Origin of the sequence: Gibbsiella greigii (assembly GCF_039540155.1) — a bacterium.
In the GTDB taxonomy this organism is placed as follows: Bacteria; Pseudomonadota; Gammaproteobacteria; order Enterobacterales; family Enterobacteriaceae; genus Gibbsiella; species Gibbsiella quercinecans.
The window spans coordinates 79,657-99,588 of sequence record NZ_BAABEM010000048.1 but is presented as its reverse complement, the minus strand read 5'-3'; the positions used below and the strand labels follow the sequence as shown (position 1 = coordinate 99,588).

General features: G+C 54.4%; 13 protein-coding genes. 5 read left to right on the top strand and 8 right to left on the bottom strand.

The features are described from left to right. Nucleotides 1-20 precede the first annotated feature (20 nt). From potG to AC559G_RS20780, 4 genes are all read right to left on the bottom strand, one after another. A complete protein-coding gene (potG, locus tag AC559G_RS20795; RefSeq protein WP_279023296.1) occupies nucleotides 21-1,154 on the bottom strand; it encodes a putrescine ABC transporter ATP-binding subunit PotG in 1,134 nt (377 codons plus the stop codon). 127 nt (nucleotides 1,155-1,281) lie between these two features. Beyond that, complete coding sequence (potF, locus tag AC559G_RS20790; protein WP_498914391.1) at nucleotides 1,282-2,391, bottom strand: type 2 periplasmic-binding domain-containing protein; 1,110 nt, start codon at nucleotides 2,389-2,391, stop codon at nucleotides 1,282-1,284. 395 nt (nucleotides 2,392-2,786) lie between these two features. Next, nucleotides 2,787-3,266: a type III secretion system chaperone family protein gene (locus tag AC559G_RS20785; protein WP_095848014.1), complete on the bottom strand. Its 480-nt coding sequence runs from the start codon at nucleotides 3,264-3,266 to the stop codon at nucleotides 2,787-2,789. 114 nt (nucleotides 3,267-3,380) lie between these two features. After that, nucleotides 3,381-3,674 (bottom strand): YbjC family protein, encoded by a 294-nt coding sequence (locus AC559G_RS20780; protein WP_498914388.1) that lies wholly within the window; start codon nucleotides 3,672-3,674, stop codon nucleotides 3,381-3,383. 342 nt (nucleotides 3,675-4,016) lie between these two features. On the opposite strand from AC559G_RS20780, the gene AC559G_RS20775 reads away from it, so the two are divergent. Continuing rightward, entirely contained in the window at nucleotides 4,017-4,280 is a 264-nt protein-coding gene (locus AC559G_RS20775) for a GrxA family glutaredoxin (RefSeq protein ID WP_438599480.1), read from the top strand. Between the two features lie 48 nt (nucleotides 4,281-4,328). On the opposite strand, the gene AC559G_RS20770 is transcribed toward AC559G_RS20775, so the two are convergent. Next, nucleotides 4,329-4,721 carry an inner membrane protein YbjM gene (locus AC559G_RS20770; RefSeq protein ID WP_498914386.1) on the bottom strand — a complete coding sequence of 131 codons (393 nt, stop codon included), beginning with the start codon at nucleotides 4,719-4,721 and terminating at the stop codon, nucleotides 4,329-4,331. Nucleotides 4,722-5,036: 315 nt separating this feature from the next. On the opposite strand from AC559G_RS20770, the gene AC559G_RS20765 reads away from it, so the two are divergent. Both AC559G_RS20765 and AC559G_RS20760 read left to right on the top strand, forming a co-directional pair. Further along, a complete protein-coding gene (locus tag AC559G_RS20765) occupies nucleotides 5,037-6,725 on the top strand; it encodes an aspartate:alanine antiporter (protein ID WP_438599478.1) in 1,689 nt (562 codons plus the stop codon). 548 nt (nucleotides 6,726-7,273) lie between these two features. Further along, nucleotides 7,274-8,107 (top strand): glycosyltransferase family 9 protein, encoded by an 834-nt coding sequence (locus AC559G_RS20760; RefSeq protein ID WP_498914384.1) that lies wholly within the window; start codon nucleotides 7,274-7,276, stop codon nucleotides 8,105-8,107. 99 nt (nucleotides 8,108-8,206) lie between these two features. Here the strand turns inward: AC559G_RS20760 and AC559G_RS20755 are convergent, their stop codons facing one another. Continuing rightward, entirely contained in the window at nucleotides 8,207-10,324 is a 2,118-nt protein-coding gene (locus AC559G_RS20755; protein WP_498914382.1) for a TonB-dependent siderophore receptor, read from the bottom strand. A 324-nt stretch (nucleotides 10,325-10,648) separates the two neighbouring features. Here AC559G_RS20755 and AC559G_RS20750 point away from each other — a divergent pair, with 324 nt between their 5' ends. Further along, entirely contained in the window at nucleotides 10,649-12,298 is a 1,650-nt protein-coding gene (locus tag AC559G_RS20750) for a putative bifunctional diguanylate cyclase/phosphodiesterase (RefSeq protein ID WP_498914380.1), read from the top strand. A gap of 485 nt (nucleotides 12,299-12,783) precedes the next feature. Then, nucleotides 12,784-14,049 carry a dicarboxylate/amino acid:cation symporter gene (locus AC559G_RS20745; RefSeq protein WP_498914378.1) on the top strand — a complete coding sequence of 422 codons (1,266 nt, stop codon included), beginning with the start codon at nucleotides 12,784-12,786 and terminating at the stop codon, nucleotides 14,047-14,049. A gap of 52 nt (nucleotides 14,050-14,101) precedes the next feature. Here AC559G_RS20745 and rcsC read toward each other — a convergent pair whose 3' ends face one another. Both rcsC and gyrA read right to left on the bottom strand, forming a co-directional pair. Further along, the gene (gene rcsC, locus AC559G_RS20740; RefSeq protein WP_498914376.1) at nucleotides 14,102-16,957 is read right to left on the bottom strand and encodes a two-component system sensor histidine kinase RcsC; all 2,856 of its coding nucleotides are present in this window, start codon (nucleotides 16,955-16,957) and stop codon (nucleotides 14,102-14,104) included. 248 nt (nucleotides 16,958-17,205) lie between these two features. Next, the gene (gyrA, locus tag AC559G_RS20735; RefSeq protein ID WP_498914374.1) at nucleotides 17,206-19,851 is read right to left on the bottom strand and encodes a DNA gyrase subunit A; all 2,646 of its coding nucleotides are present in this window, start codon (nucleotides 19,849-19,851) and stop codon (nucleotides 17,206-17,208) included. Between the last annotated feature and the right edge of the window lie 81 nt (nucleotides 19,852-19,932).

Below are 19,932 nucleotides of genomic sequence, written 5' to 3'. Positions count from 1 at the left end.
GGTAACTCCTCACATCCCCATTAGACCGTCAGCACCACACAGCTATCGGTATCCCAGCACAAGCGCACTTCATCACCCCAGGTGGGCATCCCTTTGCGGAAGCGGTGGCCGTTTTGTAACTGGGCGCTGATCATCTGGCCGCTGAGCAACTTCACATGGTAAATCGACAAATCGCCCAGGTAGGCGATGTGCACCACTTCGCCCACGGCAAAGTTGCAGCCGTCTTCCGGCACGTCTTCGCACAGCGTGATCTTTTCCGGCCGCAGCGCAACCTGGATCGGCACCCCGTCCACCACCGATGCATCCGGATCCACTTTGATGGCGTGGCGCAGGCCGGGGCTTTGCAGAATCAGCGCGTCGTCCTGCCGCTGCTGTAAAACGCATTCGAACACGTTAACCGAGCCGATGAATTCCGCACTGAAGCGGCTGTTCGGGTGTTCATAGATCTCTTCCGGCTCACCGATCTGAACAAACTTGCCGCGGTTCATGATGGCAATGCGCCCGGCCATGGTCATCGCTTCTTCCTGATCGTGGGTCACCATCACGCAGGTGACGCCAACGCGCTCAAGAATATCCACCACTTCCAGTTGCATGCGATCGCGCAGCTTTTTATCCAGCGCGCCCATTGGTTCATCCAGCAGCAGCAGCTTCGGCCGTTTGGCCAGGCTGCGCGCCAGCGCCACGCGTTGGCGTTGGCCGCCGGAAAGCTGGTGCGGCTTGCGTTTGGCGTATTCCTGCATATGCACCAGCGCCAACATCTCTTCAACGCGCGCGTTGATTTCGCCACGCGGCATTTTGTCCTGCTTGAGGCCAAAAGCGATGTTTTGCTCCACGCTCATGTGCGGGAACAGCGCATAAGACTGGAACATCATATTCACCGGCCGCTGATACGGCGGCACCAGCGCCAGATCCTGGCCATCAAGGACAATCTGCCCGGCGGTGGGCTGTTCAAAACCCGCCAGCATACGCAGCAGCGTGGATTTGCCGCAGCCCGAAGGCCCAAGCAGTGCGAAGATCTCGCCTTTGTAAATGGTCAGACTGGCATCTTCTACCGCGTTCTGGCCATCAAAGGTTTTCGTGAGGTTACGGATTTCCAACAGCGGGGTAAAAACCTTTTGCTGCCGGGTTTGAGGACGAGGAATCGCGTCGTTCAACGAGGGGCTCTCCGGTGCTAAATCAGTACAAACCGCCACGGCAATGGCCGTGGCACTAAAATGGCAACGCAGGCGGGAAAAGGCCCGCCTGCGGTTGATGATTACCGTGAGGGTTGCCCCTTACTCATCACTTCCCACTCTTAACCTTAGTCCAAGAGCGGGTAATAACACGGTCAATTTTCGGATCCTGCACCTTCAGCGTGAACAGCTTGGCGCGAATATCCGCCGGCGGATAAACGTTCGGGTTATTACGCACTTCGGCGTCCACCAGCGGCGTTGCGTCTTTCACCGCGTTAGCGTAGTAGACATGGTTGCTGATATCTGCAATCACGTCCGGCTTCAGCAGGAAGTTAAGGAATTGGTAGGCTTCGTCCTTGTTCTTGGCATCCGCCGGCATCGCGAACACATCAAAGTAGGTCAGCGCCCCTTCTTTTGGAATCGAATAGGCGATATTGACGCCGTTCTTCGCCTCTTTGGCGCGGTCGGCCGCCTGCATGACGTCGCCGGACCAGCCGATCGCTACGCAGATATCGCCGTTGGCCAGATCGTTGATGTACTGGGAAGAGTGGAAGTAACGCACGTTCGGCCGCAGTTTGAGCAGCAGATCGTTCGCCGCGCCGGTGTAATCCGCCGCATTGGTGCTGTTGGGATCTTTACCCAGATAGTGCAGCACAGTGGCGTAGACTTCGCTCGGCGCATCCAGGAAGGAAACACCGCAGCTTTTCAGCTTCTCCAGATTTTCCGGCTTGAAGATCAGATCCCAACTGTTGACCGGCGCGTCTTTACCCAGCGCCGCTTTCACCTTGTCGACGTTATAGCCGATGCCGGTGGTCACCATCATATAAGGGATGCCGTATTTGTTGTCCTTGTCGTTATGCGCCACCAGCTGCAGCATTTCAGGATCAAGGTTCTTGTAATTCGGGATTTTGCTCTTGTCGAGCGGCTCGAAGATGCCGGCCTGCGATTGGCGCTCCAGGAAGTTGGAGGAAGGCACCACCAGATCATAACCGGTGCTGCCGGCCATCAGTTTACCTTCCAGCACTTCGTTGGAATCGAAAACGTCGTAAACCACTTTAATGCCGGTTTCCTGCTGGAATTTAGCTAAGGTATCTGGCGCGATATAGTCTGACCAGTTATAGACGTGCAGCGTTTTCTCCGCTGCTGACGTGGTGACGGAAGCCGCCATCAGCAACCCCGTAACAACACCCGCTAACCATTTTTTATGTTGGGCGACCATCCGTAACTACCTCCAAGAACAAGGGGAGCTCAATTTGTATCGGCAATGATACAAAACCTTTCCTGATCGAGCGCAATCGCTGCAACCGCGGGTGCATAGCCATGCAGTTGATGCTGCTGGCATTTTTACCGCCCAGCCCACGTGGTCACAAAGGTAATCGCAAGCCCTTAGCAGAATCAGCAGCATACCCGCTGTTGTAAACAGGCACCAGTCCTCAGGGTGAAAAACGCCTTTTATCGATTTTCTATGCAAATTTTCTCTATGTGCTACGCCAATAACGACAAACTAGCGAGGAATATCTGGCAAACTGGCTTGAAATGCAGAATATATGATTACTGAATGGAATAACGCTGGCACACCGCCGCGCTGGCGGTGCGCATCATTTAAACAAGTGGTTAGTGCACGGTTATTTGGCGGGGAGCGCTAGCCGGGTTCTCTTCTTCCTCACCCATAAACAGCAGATCGTTCGCCCGGGCTTCCAGGATAATCATCGAAATCTGCTCTTCGCCCTGCTGCATAAAGTGGGCGAACTGTTCCAGAGTAATGCCGACCACGCCGCTTAAGGACTGGCACACCACCAGTTTGGGCAAATTGTCATCTTGAATATCGACAAACGCTTTGGTGGTCAGAGAACTGGCATTGATTTGGCTGAGATCGCCCACCAGCGGAATCAACGCCGTTGGCTTCACCTCCGCCAGCGCCGAGAACAGGATCACGTTGTCGACCAGATCAATCTTGGCGTCGAACACCCCGTCAAAGTTCTGCATGTGCGGCAGGTGCAGCGCTTGGCAGGCATCGCATTCGAAGAAGGAGATCCCTAACTGATCCAGCCAACGTCGTAATAACGCTAAATCCGGGACGATGAGTGAATCCATAAATACCAGCCTCAAATATTCAACATGCGAAAAGGCGCATAGCTTACGGAATATTCACCCAATACGCCACGGCCAATCCGCCTTAATTGACAAATCTGCTCGATCGCACAGGGTTCAGCGGCGCGGATCCCGATCCGGCTTCTCGCCGCCGCGTTGTTCGCTATCCGGCGGCAAATCACCGCGCATCAGCGGGCTAAACCCCTGCACTACGCGCCACACCAGGAAGGCGGCGGCCGGCACCATCAGCGCGACGCCAAGAAAAATCATCCCGACCGCCGCCATCTGGCTGCCAAGCATCCCCGGCAGTTGCACATGCCCATGAATGCACAAATACGCCAATATCAGCAATAGCATGCCGATCCCTTCCAACACCAGAACCGGGCGCGGCAGATCACCCAACGATCGCATATTTTTCTCTCCAGCAGGGCAATGGCTAAGCCATCGATTGTATAAATCAGATTAACAGGTAATTCCTGCTTTGTTTTACGCCGCCATATGGGCATAGTGTGCCGCAGCAACAGTGGAGCGCCAACGGCAGTCTTATTTTAACCGGCAAAGCGCCATTGCAATGACCACTATTTATACGCTAAGTAATTCGAGTTGCAGGACAAAAACGCAAAAGCGTTTTTGAACAGCGTGAGCAGCGGCCCCGAAGGGGCGAGGCCCAGGGATGGGCCAAGTAACCAAGCCAACACACCTGCAACTTGAAGTATGGCGAGTATTTTGAATATAAAAACGAAGGAGTATTGCATGTATGCAGTAATTTTTGGGCGCCCTGCTTGCCCTTATTGTGTCCGGGCAAAAGCGCTGGCGGAAAAACTGGCTAACGAGCGTGACGATTTCAACTACCGCTATATTGATATCCATGCCGAAGGCATCACCAAGGCCGATCTGGAAAAAACCGTCGGCAAACCGGTAGAAACCGTTCCGCAAATCTTCCTGGATGAAAAACACATTGGCGGCTGCACCGATTTTGAAGCCTATGCCAAAGAACACCTGAGCCTGTACCAGTAATCAGGTTGGTGCCCTCCCCCTTTATTGGCTGAGGGCACCGCAGCCCGTTTACTTCAGGTGTGAGCCGTTGCCGCCGCCCTGGCGGCAAGCCTGCAGCATCACCTTGATACATAAAAACAGCATCGCACCCGATAAGCACCAGAATACTGCGCTGGTGGCATAAGCCAATTCCTGCCAAAACCAATACGCTGTCGGCCGGAAATAACGGACGATCAGGCACAACGGCAGCGCACACAGCGTGCCGATCAGCGGGCAGCGGATACGCCGACGGCCGGAGAGCGCGCTGGCAATAAATCCCGGGATCATAAACAGCAGCAGGCCAATTTCGCCACGATGCTCGTGATCCATACTGCGCAGCACATCATCCCGCTGGCCCAAAAACACCAGGCTGAACAACAGGAAGCTGCTGACTATACCTGCCCAGTAACGATAGGTCGTCATGGAACTCCTCCTCGATAGTGACGGCCAGGTACCCATACCCAATGACATACCCGCCTTGCCATTTACCTGTAGGCAAAGGCCGAACTTTCCCTTGTCAATAAAAAGAGGATTAATGCAGCAGGCGGTAAACGTTATCCCGCTTTGTGCTGGCTGTCATGCGCCAGAGCGACTAGAATAAGCGCCGCTGAACGATGGAGCGAATTGCCTTCGGCGTTCGGCAATTTTTATAGGATTTTTCTATGTATCTGATGGCTGAATTTAGCGCTTATAGCCATTAATATCAAGCACTTACTGGTAAACAATAAGTTATCCTCCGTGAACATAAACGTCGCTAGTTTGTTAAACGGTAACTACATCCTGTTACTGTTTGTGGTTCTCGCCCTGGGGCTTTGCCTCGGAAAAATTCGTTTGGGCTCTGTCCAACTCGGTAATTCGATTGGCGTTTTGGTCGTGTCGTTGCTGCTTGGGCAGCAACATTTCACCATTAACACCGAAGCGCTAAATCTGGGCTTTATGCTGTTTATCTTCTGCGTCGGCGTTGAAGCCGGGCCTAACTTTTTTTCCATTTTCTTCCGCGATGGCAAAAATTACCTGATGCTGGCATTGGTTATGGTCGGCTCCGCCATGGTGCTCGCCATCGGCCTGGGTAAACTCTTCCACTGGGATATTGGCCTTACCGCCGGTATGTTGGCTGGCTCAATGACCTCAACCCCGGTGCTGGTGGGGGCCGGTGATACGCTACGCAACACCATTACCAACGGCCCGGCGCTACTGGCCGCGCAGGATCACCTCAGCCTGGGCTACGCCCTGACCTACTTGATTGGCCTGGTGAGCCTGATATTCGGCGCACGCTACCTGCCGAAATTGCAGCATCAGGATCTGTCGACTTCCGCCCAGCAAATCGCCCGCGAACGCGGCCTGGATACGGACAGCCAACGCAAGGTCTATCTGCCGGTTATCCGCGCCTACCGCGTCGGGCAAGAGTTGGTGGCCTGGGCCGATGGGAAAAACCTGCGTGAGCTGGGCATTTATCGCCAAACGGGCTGTTACATCGAGCGTATCCGCCGCAACGGTATTCTGGCTAACCCGGATGGCGATGCGGTGCTGCAAGTAGGCGACGAAATCTCGCTGGTGGGTTACCCGGATGCGCATGCGCGGCTGGATCCGAGCTTCCGTAACGGCAAAGAAGTGTTTGACCGCGATCTGCTGGACATGCGCATCGTTACCGAAGAAATCGTGGTGAAAAACAGCAATGCGGTCGGCAAGCGCCTGAGCCAACTGAAGCTGACCGACCACGGCTGTTTCCTCAACCGCGTGATCCGCAGCCAGATTGAAATGCCTATCGACGACAGCATCGTGCTGAATAAGGGCGATGTGCTGCAGGTCAGCGGCGACGCGCGCCGGGTGAAAGGCGTGGCGGAAAAGATCGGCTTTATCTCAATCCACAGCCAGGTTACCGATCTGCTGGCCTTCTGCGCCTTCTTCATTATAGGCCTGCTGATTGGGCAAATTACCATTCAGTTCAGCAACTTTTCGTTCGGCATCGGTAATGCCGCCGGGCTGCTGATGTCCGGTATCATGCTCGGCTTTCTGCGGGCTAACCACCCTACCTTCGGCTATATCCCGCAGGGCGCGCTGAATATGGTGAAAGAGTTCGGCCTGATGGTCTTTATGGCCGGCGTCGGCCTGAGCGCCGGCGCCGGTATCGGCCATGGCCTGGGCGCCATCGGCGGCCAGATGCTGGTCGCCGGGCTGCTGGTCAGCTTGATGCCGGTGGTGTTCTGCTTCCTGTTCGGTGCCTATGTGTTGCGCATGAACCGGGCGCTGTTGTTCGGCGCCATTATGGGGGCCCGCACCTGTGCCCCGGCAATGGAGATCATCAGCGATACAGCGCGCAGTAACATCCCAGCGTTGGGCTATGCCGGCACCTATGCCATCGCTAACGTACTGTTAACCCTGGCGGGTTCGCTGATTGTGGTGATTTGGCCCGGCCTGTTTGGATGACGGGGACAATATCAGAAAGAATAGACGATAAATCTTTGCGATTTTTTTACCCTTGATGAGAACTTTCCGGCCAAGCCATAGTCTTAATTAGTGCCACTGCTTTTCTTTGATGTCCCCATTTTGTGGAGCCCGATAATCCCGCCTTTTTAGGTTCAAGATTATCGGGTTTTTTATTGCCTTCGTCTCCCCTAGCCGCCCAACAATCCCCGGCCTATACGCTAAAAATCACCGCTATCTGCACGAAATACATACGATTTTATTTCTCACTATTTACCCGGCGCCAGCTGAACTTACGCGGAAGCAGTGAGTCATATGAAAATATTTTTTGAAATACGCGGGAGCCATGTTTGAAAGCCTTGATTATCTGCAGAGATAACATTGGGGATACCATTGTTGCGACACCACTCATCAGGAGTATTTCTGCCGAACTTAATTATGATGTCGATGTGCTGGCTAATAGTTACAACGTTGCAGTATTAGAAGGCAATAGCCACGTTAATAGGTTGTATATTTACCAAAAAACACACCACCGGGAAAAAAATACGTCGGTGGTGAAAATTATTTTCAAGCGCATAGCGCTGGTCCTGGCATTGAGAAAAAATAAGTACGACGTGGTATTTATCGCCAAAGGCCGCTGGGATAAACGCGTGATGCGTTGGATCACATTGATTAAGCCGGGGCGTGTTATCGCCCTGGGTAAAGAAAAACATCCACTTATTAGCGATCTGGTTACGCAGCCGGAAAACTGCGCCATGAGTATCGTCACGCGTTTTCACTACCTGATGAAACCGTTCACCGCTCACTCGCAGCCCGGGCCGTTAACAATCACCGCCGATCCCTACCGGGTTTCATCGTTACGGAAAAAATACCCGATCTCGGATACGCTGCCGGTATTTGGTTTAAACATCAGCTCACGTAAAGTCCGCCAACGCTGGTCGGTGGAAAACTTTGCCGAATTGGCCAAACGCCTGGCGGCAACGCTACCATGCCAGCTTGTTCTCCTGTGGTCGCCGGGCGCCGAAGATAACCCCTGCCACCCCGGCGATGACGAAAAGGCCCGGAAAATGTTGGCGCTTTGCCAAGAGTTACCGATAACGGCCGTCCCGACCAGCGAACTGAAAGACATGATAGCCGCCACGCAGTTGTGCGATTTCGTGGTGTGCAGCGACGGCGGGGCCATGCATATCGCCGCCGCCCTGCAAAAGCCGATCGTGGCGCTGTTCGGCAACAGCGATCCTGTCTGCTGGGCGCCGTGGGGTGTGCCGCATGAAATACTGCAAACACCTGACGAGAACGTCATGTCGATCTCCGTCGACGCCGTGTTTGAGAAAACCATGCATCTTGCCCGCGCGATTAACCTGGTTAACTCGAACGTGGCGTGATACGGCTGGGCGCCCCTGCAGCGTATGGCGGCGCCAAATACCACATGGCTGAAAACAACCGCCGATGATGGCCGCTGCGAGGCCCCTCATCGGCTTTGATCAAAAATCATAGCCCACGGTCGCCATCACCGTGCGTTCAGCCCCCCAGTAGCAATATCCCGTGCCATAGCAGGCAGCGACATACGCTTTATCCGTCAGGTTATTGGCATTCACCTGCACAAATGCGCCCTTCAACGCAGGGTTCCAGGCCGCCAGATCCATCCGCACCGACGCATCAACCAGGGTTGTCGAAGGCAGGCGCAGCGTATTTTCATTATCGGCCCATTGTTTGCCTATGTAGCGCACGCCGGCGCCCACGCTGATACCGTAGTCAAACTGGTATTTCGCCCAGGCAGATGCCATCTGGTTAGGCACTACATATGGCGTATGGCCATCGTTGCCGTCCACCGAATCTTTAAAGCGCACGTGGCTTAGCGTATAGCCCATAATGGTGCTCAGGCGCGGGGTCAACTGATTGCGCGCTTCCAGCTCGATCCCCTGCGAGTGCACCTTACCGGCCGGGACATAAGTGGCCGTCAGCACATCGCGGTTGGCCACATCTTTTTGCATCAAGTCATACACCGCCAGCGTATACAAATCTGAAGTGCCAACCGGTTGGTATTTCACCCCGGTTTCATACTGCTCGGCCGTGGTCGGTTTGAGCAGATTACCGTTGGCGTCGGAAAGCGAAGTGGGCGTAATCGCCTGGCTGTAGCTGACATACGGCGAAATGCCATTATCAAACGCGTACAGCACCGAACCACGCCCGCTGACGTGATCGTCACTGCGGCGATCGGCGGTGGCATAACTGTCGCTCACCCGTTTGGAGACGATACGATCGTAACGCATGGACAAATCAACGTGCCATTTATCCAGCGTCATCGCATCCTGCAAATAAATGCCGGTTTGGTAGTAACGCCGATTATTGTCATCGTCTTTATAGAACGTCAGCGCATCGCCGCCGGAAACGCCGGTTACCGCGTTCAACGTGCTGGCATAAGCCCCGCCGTCCCACAGATTATTGCGGTACTGATGATATTCCGCCCCCAGGATCACCAGGTGCTCCAGCGCGCCGGTAGCGAAATCCGCCTCCAGTTGGTTATCAATGGCAAACGCATCCAACGATGAGCGCTCACCGGTGTAGTAGCGGCTCATCTCATTGCTATTGCCCACCCAGCCGGCCTGGTAAATCTGATCGATTGCAACGTTGGAGTGGGTATAGTTGGCGTTGGAGCGGAACGACCAGGTATCGTTAAAGGTGTGGGCAAACTCATAGCTGTACATCTGGATACGGCGCTTGTATTGATCCAGGCTGCTTTCCCCGTCGTAAAAACTGCGGCTCAGTTTGTAACCATTGCGTGAGAAAAGGCTGCCCTCGGCGGGAACGGCGCTGTGATAACCCCCGGAAGGATCCTTCTGCAAATAGGCTTTTAATAACAGTGAGGTATTGTCATCCGGCTGCCACAGCAAGGAGGGCGATATCGCATAACGCTCTTCGCGGGTATGGTCATACTGGGTGTCGCTGGTACGCGTCATCCCGGTAATGCGGAAGGCCCACTGATCGTTAATGGCATTGGTGTAATCAAATGCGCCCCCTTTGCTATTCTGGCTGCCGGCAAACAGCCGGAAATGCCCTTCAGAAGTAAACTGCGGGCGTTTGGAGGTCATGTTGACCAGGCCGCCCGGCACCGTCTGCCCATATAACGCCGAAGACGGCCCCTTTATGATATCCACGCGTTCCAGGAACCAGGGATCGATCTGCAAATTGTTATGGCTGCCGCTGTCGCTCATCAGCCGCAGGCCATCAAGGAAGGTGTTATCCACATCCCCGCCGTGAAAACCACGCAGCGAGATAGTATCAAAGCGGGTCGCCGCGCCGGCGAAGTTGGTAAACACCCCTGGCGTATAGTTGAGGGCCTGGTTCAGGTTCGCCGCCCCCTGATCCTCGATCTGCTGGCGTGTGACGACAGAAACCGACTGCCCAGTGGTGATCAGCGGCTGGTCCGTTTTGGTTGCGCCGCTGCTGGTCTGCACGGTATAGCCGTGGGTGACGCTCTGTGCGGAATCCTCAGGCGCGGAAGTCACCACCACGGTTTCTTCGGCAAACGAAGCGCCGGGCAGCAGGACCGCCAGCGAGCACAACAGGCAGGATCGTTTTACACTGAAAGACACCCACATATCTTTGAACCCCCAATAGAAGAATTGAAAATCGCACCGTGCAGCGCTTGCCATATGGCCTGCAAATAATTTGAATGATAACCATTAGCGTCAAACTGTAAAACTTTCAAGTCTATTCAGAAATTTATTTTTCAAAATAATACAGCGCACTGAAATAACCCCATTGTTAGTAATGCCTGTTTGGCAGATTAATTATTTTGGTGTTAACCATTGTTCACAACATTATCTCCAGGCAACCATCACAACTCAGGCCGGAACGCATTTCTTTTTCACCATGTGCCGTATAGACTTATGGGAAATAGCCATACAAAAGGTTTGGTCGACATGGATCATCTGGGGTTAAGCGATCTGTCCTATCGCCATTTTGTGGAAAACGTTAAAGACTACGCGATTTATATGCTGAATCCTGATGGCGCCATCGCCAGTTGGAATTTAGGCGCGCAAAAAGCCAAAGGCTATACCAGCGAAGAAATCGTTGGTCAGTTTTTTGGCATTTTTTACAGTGAATCTGAACAACGGGCCGGGCTGCCGGAAAAAAACCTGGCGGTAGCGCGTCTGAACGGTAAATTTGAAGGTGAAGGTTGGCGCTACCGCAAAGATGGCTCGCGATTTTGGGCACACGTGATGATCGATACGATTCATGACGAACAAGGCACGCTGCTCGGTTTTGCCAAAATAACGCGTGATATTTCCGAACAGAAGCAAATGAACGATCGTATGCATTACATGGCGCGCTACGATGCCCTGACTGGATTGCCCAACCGCCTTGAATTTTTTACCGTGGTTGAAAAAATGCTCGCTGAAGCGCCGGAGCATAACATCGCGATTTGCACCATCGATGTGGATAAATTCAAAGAGATCAACGATCGCGAAGGGCACCATACCGGCGATCTGTTGCTGCAGCAAACCGCCTCGCGCATCCGGCAAACCCTCAGCGGTGATGAAATCGTCGCCCGTTTTGGTGGCGATGAATTCGTCGCCGCCAAGCCGTTTAGCGACAAGCGCGAACTTGAAGCCTTCGTGCGCCGCCTGTACGCCTGTTTTGCCGGGCACCGCGCCTTTGCGCAAACCGAGCTGGTGGTCAACGCCAGCATCGGCGTCTCGGTATATCCGGATGACGCCACCGAAATCAACACGCTGATCGGCAATTCCGATCTGGCCATGTATCGCGCCAAGCACAATATTAATGAGAAAATCTGTTATTACGTTGTCGAAATGGATGAGAAAACGCGCCAACGCAATCAGATTGCCGCTGATATTCGCACCGGGCTACAGCAGGAACAGTTTTATATTAATTATCACGAAAAATATTCGCTCAAAGACGGAACGGTTACCGGCTATGAAGCGTTATTACGCTGGAATCACCCCAGGCTTGGCCCAATATTGCCAGAAGTCTTTATTGTTATTGCCGAGGAATCCGGCGCAATTATCTCTTTAGGCTATTGGGTTATTGAGCATGTGTGCCGTGAAGCGCTAAATAACAAAGTGGATAAAAAGATCTCCGTCAATATTTCACCGGTGCAATTACGCGATCCGGTTTTTATCGATAAAGTGCGTGAAATATTAATGCGAACCGCTTATCCACCCACGCTGCTGGAGTTTGAAGTTACAGAAACCGCATTTATCACCAATAAACAATTGGCGTTCAACCTGCTGCATCAATTACAAAAAATGGGGATCAGCATTGCGCTGGATGATTTCGGCACCGGCTATTCTTCGCTGAGTATGCTGCGTGACTTTAATTTCGACGTGATTAAGCTCGATCGCTCGTTCGTCAGCAATGTTGAAAGCAATTTCCAAACGCGCTCTTTTGTGCGCGCGATGGTCACGCTAAGCCACTCGTTGAAGACGCCGGTCGTCGCCGAAGGCGTGGAAACGCGTGAGCAACTGCGTATCCTGGAAGAAGAAGGCTGCCAGGAAATTCAGGGTTTTCTGTTCGGCCAGCCGGTGGGGATTGAAGATCTGCGCAAATAACCCACCAACGCCGCAATAATAGGCACGGCGCAGCGGCTGCCGTACCTATTCCCATCACAATATACCCTTCATACTTCAAGGCAGGTGTGTTGGCTTGGTTACTCGGCCCATCCCAGGGCCTCGCCCCTTCGGGGCCAGCGCTAGCGCTGTTCAAAAACGCTTTTGCGTTTTTGTCCTGCAACTCGAATTATTTCGGGTATAAAACATTAATTCAGTGCCTCCTATCATAAAAAAAACTTATGGCAATTAGAAAGCGGTTGTATTACCTTCCGATTGATAACATTGTTACGCGTTTATACCCTTCATACTTCAAGTTGCAGGTGTGTTGGCTTGGTTACTCGGCCCATCCTTGGGCCTCGCCCCTACGGGGCCAGCGCTAACGCTGTTCAAAAACGCTTTTGCGTTTTTGTCCTGCAACTCGAATTATTTTGGTTATAGGATAAGCCAGTAGCACAGACAGGTTAATTAAAAGGTTCACAACATCTATGTCACAATCAAACAAACTAACATCATTTATTATTATATTTATGGTGTTAGGGGTCATCACCGGCGCATTGGTTCACCAATATTTGGCGCCTGATATCGCCCAGTCTTATGCCAGCAATGTCTCCCTGTTGACCGATATATTCCTTCGCCTGATTAAAATGGTGATTGCCCCGCTGGTTTTCACTACTCTGACCGTCGGCATCATGAAAATGGGCGACACAGCCAAAATTGGCCGCCTGGGCGGGAAAGCTTTCCTGTGGTTTATTTCTTCCTCGATCATCTCGATATTTCTTGGCCTGCTGGTGGTGACGTTACAGCAGCCTGGGCATGGGCTTAACCTGCAGATCCCGGCAGGCGCTGTGGATACCGGCCTGGCCGTCAGCGGCATGTCGCTGAAAGCGTTTATTTCGCACACCTTCCCTTCCAGCATCATTGAAGCGATGGCCAACAATGAGATCCTGCAGATTGTGGTATTCGCCCTGTTCTTTGGCATTGCCGGCGCGTCCTTTGGCGAAACCTTCACCAAACCGCTAAGCGACTGCCTGAACGTGGTCGCCAATATCATGCTGAAAGTGACCGGCTACGTGATGTACGTTGCCCCACTGGCGATTTTCGCCGCGGTATCCTCAGTGATCGCCACCCAGGGCCTGGGGATTTTGCTCAACTACGCATCGTTCGTCGGTGGCTACTATATTGCCATTCTGCTGGCCTGCACGCTGATGATCGCCTTCTGCTACCTGGTGTTAAAACAAGATACCTTCCGCCTGGTCAGCATGCTGAAATCGCCGGTATTGGTCGCCTTTACCACCAGCAGCTCGGAAGCGGCTTATCCAAAAACGCTGGAACAGCTACGTAACTTTGGCTGCCCAGGCAACATCGCGTCGTTCGTGCTGCCCATCGGCTATTCGTTTAACCTGGTCGGCTCGATGATCTATTGCTCATTCGCCTCGATGTTTATCGCCCAGGCTTACAACATCCATCTGTCATTTTCTGAAGTTGCGGTGCTAATGCTCACGCTGATGCTGGCTTCGAAAGGGATCGCCGGGGTGCCGCGTTCGGCGCTGGTGGTGTTAGCCGCCACCATTCCCAGCTTCAACATTCCCGTCGCCGGCATCCTGCTGCTGATGGGGATTGACCACTTCCTGGATATGGGCCGTTCGGCGATTAACGTGCTGGGCAACGGCATTGCCACCGCCATGCTGGCGCGCAACGAGCCGGCAGAAGAAGAAAGCAGCGAACTGGCGGGTTCAACCGAACTCCCTTAAACCAGCCACGTAACAGGCAGGGCAATGCCCTGCCCTGTTTAGCTTCCCATCGTTACGCCTCTTCACGCTCCGCTCGCGTGCGCCGCACCTGCTGGCTATAGAATGCCAACGTCTGTTCCAGCGATTCCAGCGTCACCGGTTTCGACAGGCAGTTATCCATCCCCGCCGCCATACAGCGTTGCCGTTCTTCCGCCAACGCATTGGCGGTGACACCGATCACCGGCGCACTAAAGTGCATCTCCCGCAGGCACTGCGTCAGCTTATAACCGTCCATATTCGGCATGTTCACGTCGGTCAGCACGATGTCGACCGGGTGATGGTTCAGCACCCCCAGCGCATCGACGCCGTCGTTGGCGGTCACCAGTTGGTAGCCCAGCGAAGAAAGCTGATCGGACAGCAAACGGCGGTTGATCGGATGGTCGTCCACCACCAGCAGGCGGATATCCTGATTGCCCGCCGCCGGCGTTTTAGCCACCGCCGGCAGTTGCATCGGCGCCTTGTTGCCGCCCACGCCGAACAGGCGGTTGAGCAAACCGATAGTTTCCCGCGGGGTGGACGTGCTGTGCACCCAATAGCCTGGCCGGGTTTGCTGCGCCGGGCCGATATGCTCAATGGAAAACTCGATCTGCGCCAACAGCGGCTGGGTAAACATCAGCGGGTAATCGCTGATCAACACATCGCCCTTCCCGGTCGCCTGCCCGGCATAACGCTGCAACTGTGCGCCATAGCCGGCGAGGATCTCCATCAGGTAGTTCTCCAGCCGTTGGTTACGAATGTCCAGCCATAGCTTAAGCCCCTGCCAGGTGTCGCTGGCCTGCGGCAATACGAACTGGGCATCGAACAGCGGGATGCGGATAATAAACATGCTGCCAAGCCCGGGCTCAGACTCCACCGCAATATCGCCATCCATCATATTGATCAACTTTTCGCAGATCGCCAGCCCCAGACCGGTGCCCTGGAAATGGCGCTGCACGCCAGTGCCCACCTGGAAGAACGGATCAAACAGCCGCGGGATCTCTTTCGCCTGAATGCCGACGCCGGTATCGCGCACGCTGAATTCCAGGTAGTTATCACGCGCGCGCACTTGCAAGATAATGCAGCCGGTATCGGTAAACTTGATGGCATTGTTCAGCAGATTGGACAGCACTTGCTGCAGGCGCACCGGATCGCCGGAGATACGTTCGGGCACGGTTTGCTCGATAAAGCAGAACAGCCCCAGGCGTTTTTTCACCACCAGCGGCAGATAGTTGCCGGCGATATGGGTAATCAGCTCCAGGCAGGAGAAATCCCGCGGCTCAATTTTGAGCTGTTCCGATTCAATCTTGGAGAAGTCCAGAATATCGCTGATGATTTTCAACAGCAGCCCGGACGAGTTGTTCATCGCATTCACCAGCCGATCGACCCCCAGCGGCAGATCCTTGGTTTGCAGCAGCTCCAGGTTGCCGATAATACCGTACAGCGGGGTGCGCAGCTCATGGCTGACGGTCGCCAGGAACATCGACTTCGACTGGCTGGCCTGTTCGGCGGCGGCGGCCATTTCCTGCAGCGACTCTTCCATCTTCACACGGGCGCTCACGTCGACCAACACGCAAATCGCCACGTCTTCGTTGCGGTAACGGGAGTGAACGAAGCTGATTTGCAGGTTGTTGTTGTCGCTGGTCATGACATCGACAAAGTTCACCTGCTGCTCGCAGATGATGCGCGTGATGCGCTCCCGGTCTTCATGGGTCAACATGTTGATGTAGTTATGCGCCAGCTCATTGCTCAGGATATTGGTGCCGTCGCTGATACGCAGAATACAGATCCCCACCGGCGCTGAAGCGACAATCTTGCGGTTAAACTGCTCGTGTTCTTCCAGCCGGAAGGCGTTGTTTTCCGCCGGCATGAACATTTTGCGTTCGAATAGCCAGGCCAAACTGAACAGCACGATCGCCGAAAGCATGTTGAGCAAGACGGCGTTGAGGATCAGGATCTTGAAGCGCTCCGCCACATTTTTTATCGGCAGCGAATACACCACGCTCAATGAAGACGGCGGCAGCGCCTTTTTCATGATCAGATCATGGTAGCTGTCCACATAGCCAAAATAGATGTGCGAATCCGGGTAACTGTCCGTCGGCAGCGCATCATCGGCCAAGCGCAGCACGGGTTCATTGTCTTCATCCAGCAAGGTGACACCGGTCGACAGGTTGCCCGGCGCAACAAAATCCTCCAGGCGCACCGTTTGCTCAATGCCCAGCAATGCCTCGAGTTTGTTGCCGATATACACCGGCGCCAATACGTACAGATAGCCCACATCCGGCCGCTGCGAGCTGGGGTTGATCCAGTACAGGTTGCTGTCTTTATCCTGGTTTTTGGCATTGCGGTATTTCAGGATGCGATCGTGCAGCGATTTCAACACATCTTCGCGATCGATCACCCCGGTGCTCTTGCCGAACTCCGCCATACACAGGCTGTCGCCGCCGATCACAAATACCCGGTTAAGATCGTAGGCGGCGACGAAGTTCTCACGCCAGTATTGAATCAGCCCGCTTAGCGAATCGTACAGGCTGTGATAATTGGTGTTGAGTGAACAGTTGGATTCAGGATAGAGGGGATAAAACACTGGCGGGCTGCTTTTGGCCGGGAACACGCCGCTGAACATGTCCAGATTGCTGACCGAGCCGTTGAGGCGGTTCTCAGCCATGTACTTGATATCGCGCATCACATCCGCCGCATGGCGAATATAGCCCTGGGCCTGATCAAAATTCAGGTTGTATTCTTGCCGCAGCTCGGATTCTTTATCATGCAGGATGTTGAGAATATAAAAGGTGGTGAGCAACGCGCCCAATATCCACAGCATAATCGCCAACACCCGGAACAAATAGCGGGAGATTTTTAACGCGGTACGAAAAGAGGCTAGATATTTCAATCTGATACCATATGAATGTAAGTGGTGGCAAGCACGTTCTTACCTGAGGCCACATCCTGTGTTTGGCAGACCCATCACCCTGCATATCCCCTGCATCATTCAAGCCGCAGCAACGCCTATGCGCCTGCGGCCAGAAGTACGACGAGTATAACTGAAAAAAGGGCCCGGCATCGCAGCCAGGCCCCCTCTTTTATAACCTGCCTGCCGGGAGCCGTTACGCCCCGGCCGGCATAGCCACCCACTGAACGTTATGCGTCTTCGCCATCCGCATCATCGTCGGCCGGTTCGTTGTCGTCGCCGTCATCCAACGGCGCGGCATCTTCTACCGCTTCACCCGCTTCGATGCTGTCCAGCTCTTCATCTTCAACCGGTTCGGCAACACGTTGCAGACCCACCACGTTTTCATCTTCAGCGGTACGAATCAACGTTACGCCCTGAGTATTACGGCCCACCACGCTGACTTCCGCCACGCGAGTGCGCACCAGCGTACCGGCGTCGGTGATCATCATGATCTGGTCGGTGGTTTCCACCTGAACCGCACCGACGACCTGGCCGTTACGTTCGCTCACCTTAATGGAGATAACCCCTTGGGTGGCGCGCGATTTGGTCGGGTATTCGGTCACCGCGGTGCGTTTGCCGTAGCCGTTTTGCGTCACGGTCAGGATATCGCCTTCGCCGCGCGGCGCAATCAACGACACCACGCGATCGCTCTCGCCCAGATTGATGCCGCGCACACCAGTTGCGGTCCGCCCCATTGCGCGCACTTGCGACTCAGGGAAACGCACCACTTTACCGTTAGCGGAGAACAGCATCACTTCGTTGCTGCCGTCGGTCAGGTCGACACCAATCAGCTCATCCCCCTCGTTGAGGTTGACGGCGATGATACCGGCGCTGCGCGGGCGGCTGAACTCGGTCAGGGCGGTTTTCTTCACGGTACCGCTGGCGGTGGCCATGAAGACATGGCGCCCTTCTTCATACTCGCGCACCGGCAGGATGGCGGTGATGCGTTCGTCGGCTTCCAGCGGCAGCAGGTTGACGATTGGGCGGCCACGTGCGCCACGGCTGGCTTCAGGCAGTTGGTAAACCTTCATCCAGTACAGGCGGCCACGGCTGGAGAAGCACAGAATGGTGTCGTGGGTGTTGGCCACCAGCAGACGATCGATAAAGTCTTCTTCTTTTATACGCGCGGCAGATTTGCCTTTGCCGCCGCGGCGCTGGGCTTCGTAATCGCTCAGCGGCTGATACTTCACATAGCCCTGGTGCGACAACGTCACCACCACGTCTTCCTGGTTGATCAAATCTTCGATGTTGATATCGGAAGAGTTGGCGGTGATCTCGGTGCGGCGCTGATCGCCAAACTGTTCACGCACGGCGACCAGTTCTTCACGGATCACTTCCATCAGGCGTTCAGGGCTTTCCAGGATGAAGATCAGCTCGGCGATCTGATTCAACAGCTCTTTGTACTCATCGAGCAGTTTTTCATGCTCAAGGCCGGTCAGTTTCTGCAGACGCAGATCCAAAATCGCCTGCGCTTGCTGTTCGGTCAGGTGATATTTGCCGTCACGGATGCCGAATTCAGGCTCCAGCCACTCTGGCCGCGCCGCATCGTCGCCCGCGCGTTCCAACATCGCGGCCACGTTGCCCAGTTCCCAGGATTGCGCAACCAGGCCGGCTTTCGCTTCCGCCGGGGTCGGCGCGCGGCGGATCAGTTCAATGATCGGATCGATATTCGCCAGCGCGATCGCCAAACCTTCCAGAATGTGTGCACGATCGCGTGCCTTGCGCAGTTCGAAAATAGTACGGCGGGTCACCACTTCGCGGCGGTGGCGCACAAAGGCTTGCAGAATGTCTTTCAGGTTCAGCAGCTTTGGCTGCCCCTGGTGCAACGCCACCATGTTGATGCCGAAGGTCACCTGCAGTTGGGTTTGTGAATACAGGTTGTTCAGCACCACTTCACCCACGGCGTCGCGTTTGACTTCAATCACAATGCGCATGCCGTCTTTATCGGACTCGTCGCGCAGAGCGCTGATGCCTTCGACGCGTTTATCTTTCACCAGCTCGGCGATTTTCTCGATCAGGCGCGCTTTGTTCACCTGATACGGAATTTCATGCACGATGATGGTTTCGCGGCCGGTTTTCGCGTCGGCTTCCACCTCGGCGCGGGCGCGGATATACACTTTGCCGCGGCCGGTGCGATAGGCTTCCTCAATACCACGGCGGCCGTTAATGATTGCTGCGGTTGGGAAATCCGGCCCTGGGATATGTTCCATCAGCCCTTCAATGCTGATGTTTTCATCATCGATATAGGCCAGGCAACCGTCGATAACCTCGGACAGGTTATGCGGCGGAATATTGGTCGCCATCCCTACCGCGATACCGGAGGAGCCGTTGATCAGCAAGTTAGGGATTTTGGTTGGCATGACTTCCGGAATCTGTTCCGTACCGTCATAGTTAGGCACAAAGTCAACGGTCTCTTTTTCCAGATCCGCCAGCAATTCGTGGGCGATTTTCGCCATGCGTACTTCGGTGTAACGCATTGCCGCTGCGGAGTCGCCGTCGACCGAACCGAAGTTCCCCTGGCCGTCCACCAGCATATAGCGCAGCGAAAACGGTTGGGCCATACGTACAATGGTGTCATAAACCGCGCTGTCGCCGTGCGGGTGATATTTACCGATCACGTCGCCGACGACACGGGCCGATTTCTTGTATGGCTTATTCCAGTCGTTACCCAGTACATTCATCGCGTACAAGACGCGGCGGTGCACCGGCTTTAGACCATCACGAACATCTGGCAACGCACGTCCGACGATAACGGACATCGCGTAATCCAGATACGAGCTTTTCAGCTCTTCTTCGATGTTTACCGGTGTGATTTCTCTGGCAAGGTCGCTCATGGAGCTGCTATCCCTCTACTAATGATTCATCTGCCCGCATGCCATAGTGGCAAAGGTGTAAAACTATATCACAAAGCGCGC